The sequence below is a fragment of the Bacteroides sp. UBA939 genome (genome assembly GCF_002293435.1).
Lineage (GTDB): Bacteria > Bacteroidota > Bacteroidia > Bacteroidales > Bacteroidaceae > Bacteroides.
In genome coordinates this window covers 1-2,730 of sequence record NZ_DBDF01000057.1, presented here as the reverse complement: position 1 = coordinate 2,730, position 2,730 = coordinate 1, and the positions used below count along the sequence as shown (strand labels likewise).

Here is a 2,730-nt window from a genome sequence, read left to right as displayed (position 1 = left end):
CGGTAGAGTACGTTGTTGCAGTTGAAGAACAGATGTCCCTTGGCATCGGCAATCATCTTAAACGGTGTGGAGTCGAAATAGAGTTCGATATTTGCTACTTTTATCCACTCTCTGCCGGGGGTGAGCCGGTATATGCCGTCTCCGGAAACAACGAACAACGCATCGCCTACCTTGCAGGCGGCTCTTGCCACTACTCCGGTAGCGGTGACGGGGGCTTTATTGTTGGCTATAATTCTGACGGTATCTTCGTTGTAGAACAGGTACAGTTCCTGTGTCGCAGGGTCGAAAAAGGTATGTGTATCCCGGTGTCCTGCCAGATACGGGGTTTCCAGTATCTTTTCTATGCGGTCGTTGTGCACCTTGTACACATCCGCAGATTTACGGCCGTCGGGCAGGTCTACTTCCTTGTTCCTGTAAACGGCATATCCGTCGGGGTAGGCGTAAGACGGTCTTTCCGCCATGTATTTATCCGGAGACAGTACCGTTTTCTTTAACTTGCCGCCTTTATCGAGCGTGTACATCAGGTTGAGGGTAAAGGCTCTGAGGTTGCCGTCCCCGTCTCTGTCCAACCGGTAGAGGTTGGCATCGGCGCCTTCTAAAAAGTTGGTGAAGGTAAAGCCGTCAAAGCGGGTAAGTCCACTCACGCCTGCTATCCAGATAAAGCCTTTGCCGTCTTGAAGGATGCATTCGTTCATATTGGATGGCAATCCGTTGGCAGTGGTGTATCGTCTGTAGCTGTATTCCGATTGAATGACCGGCTGCTGTGCTATTACTGCTTGTACCATTACAATCTGTCCCATTATCGCCTGTCCGCCAAAGAGCAGCAGGCACAGAATAATCTTCTTGATAAAATAAGTCCCTCTTTTCATAAATTACCACGTTAAAGGACAAATATACAACATCTAAGCAGAACTATTTTGTGCAGAGCCTCTTTTTCCACGAAATACTATCCGGTATCCACGAAATGGGGGTTGGTATCTACGAAATGGAGATTTCCCAGGTATCTGCCCTACCACCTCATCATAGACGGCAAACTTCCTGATACACTCGTAATATGTGAGTAATGATATAGAGAGATGGTATTGTACAGACTATAAGTCAGCAATTTCATCGTAAGCCAAACCTGTTATTTCAGAAATTGTAGCGTAATCAAAACCTTTGGCTTTCATTTTACGGGCATTATCCAAACATGCAGCTTCGCGTCCTTCTTCTCGACCTTCTTGACGTCCCTCTTGACGTCCCTCCTGACGTCCTTCTTCGCGTCCCTCCTGACGACCTTCCTCGCGTCCCTCTTGACGACCTTCCTCAAGACCTTCTTCGCGCCCTTCCAGTTTCGCTGCATCCATCACCGACAGATGCGTGCGATATGCATTCACACTATTTTCATAACGTTCACGCTCCTCCCCGCTGAGAGAAGCAACATCGGCAATTTCTTCCAATTTCTTGAAGACTGCCTTTCGAGCCTGAAACGGCATTCGGTTGAGTGTCTCCATATTCTTCAATATATATATCCAACGTTCAAAATCATTTTCGCACTCATTTTCCTGTTTATCGAACAGAGGCAGGGCCAGAAACGTCTGCCGCATCCTGTCGGAAAAGAGCTTACCCGTGTCACGGTCGGCAAGTATGACGTCCGTACGGAACTTGACATCGTCCTTGAGCAAGAAGTTCATAAAGAACACCCCGTATACAGCCTTGACGTTAAACCGCCAGTCGACCCCCGCCTGCCCCTGACGAGCCACTGCATGGGACATGTAAAACAGCGCCCGTTCCTTGAAGTACAACTGAGATCTGTTCTGCATCTCAACGATAATCTTCTCGCCGGTATTCGTGGTGCAGTAGATGTCGTATATCAACGCACGCGCATCATCCCACTCCGCCAGTTGCTCGTTGTTCAAAAAGGTAAGGTCAGTTATCACCCGTTCGCCCTTCAATAAGTCATTTAAAAAATCGATAAGTAAGTCCTTTGATATCTCCTCACCGAATATTTTCTTGAAACCATAGTCGGTAAACGGATTGATAAATCTTCCCATATAGTTGTTTGTTGTTCCTTATTAGTGTATCTGCTGCAAATATAGTTAATTAGCTTGAGCAAAGAGATAAACCATCCCTTAATTTTTCATTGTGAAAGGAAAAAGAACCCTTGACGGAGATTTATGGAGACTAATCCGTTCTGCCTCGTGAGAGGATTTTATTATTCTTAATCTAACTCAAAATCACACCCAGAACACATTCTGAGAGGGGGTAGTCTAAGTATACGACTGAGGTACCCTAAGTATACGACTGAGGGTATCTCAGTCGTATAGTGAGATAGGCTAAGTATGGGAGTGAGATTACGAAAGATAATTCAGGTACTATATTTGTATCCTTTTTTACCAAACGATTACTCATTGCAGTTTTACTGCATTGTATAAGAGCCTGTTTAAAATTTCCTCAAAACATTGCTGAGCAAAATTTAAACAGGCTCTAAGTTTATGCAAAATAAGTTTTGATTGTACTTTTACTGAAAAACGAACTGCAAGCACCATACACAAGAATAGTAACCGCAAATTCACAACTATACTGGAATAGTTATTCAGCAAGAGAAACCAACCTCTATTATTCATACTGCAGGAGTTAAGGGGGTGGTCAGTTTGTCACTTTGTCACTTTGTATTTTAAGTCGGCTGAGAATGCGTTATTTCCGTCCGAAGGCAAGGTTGGTTGGAAATACGCGAGCGAAAAGCAGTTA

The 2,730-nt window shown here is 45.0% G+C and carries 2 protein-coding genes; both read right to left on the bottom strand.

Annotated elements, in window-relative coordinates:
• A partial coding sequence (locus B2Z67_RS03845; protein ID WP_291528500.1) for a hypothetical protein occupies positions 1–869 on the bottom strand: 869 nt, incomplete at its 3' end.
• A gap of 222 nt (positions 870–1,091) precedes the next feature.
• On the bottom strand, positions 1,092–2,033 hold the full coding sequence (locus tag B2Z67_RS03840; RefSeq protein WP_291528499.1) for an Rpn family recombination-promoting nuclease/putative transposase: 942 nt from the start codon (positions 2,031–2,033) through the stop codon (positions 1,092–1,094).
• Between the last annotated feature and the right edge of the window lie 697 nt (positions 2,034–2,730).

Bases quoted from the DNA above. Each gene is read 5' to 3' on its own strand.
- B2Z67_RS03840 (WP_291528499.1), bottom strand. From the start codon at position 2,033: ATGGGAAGATTTATCAATCCGTTTACCGACTATGGTTTCAAGAAAATA.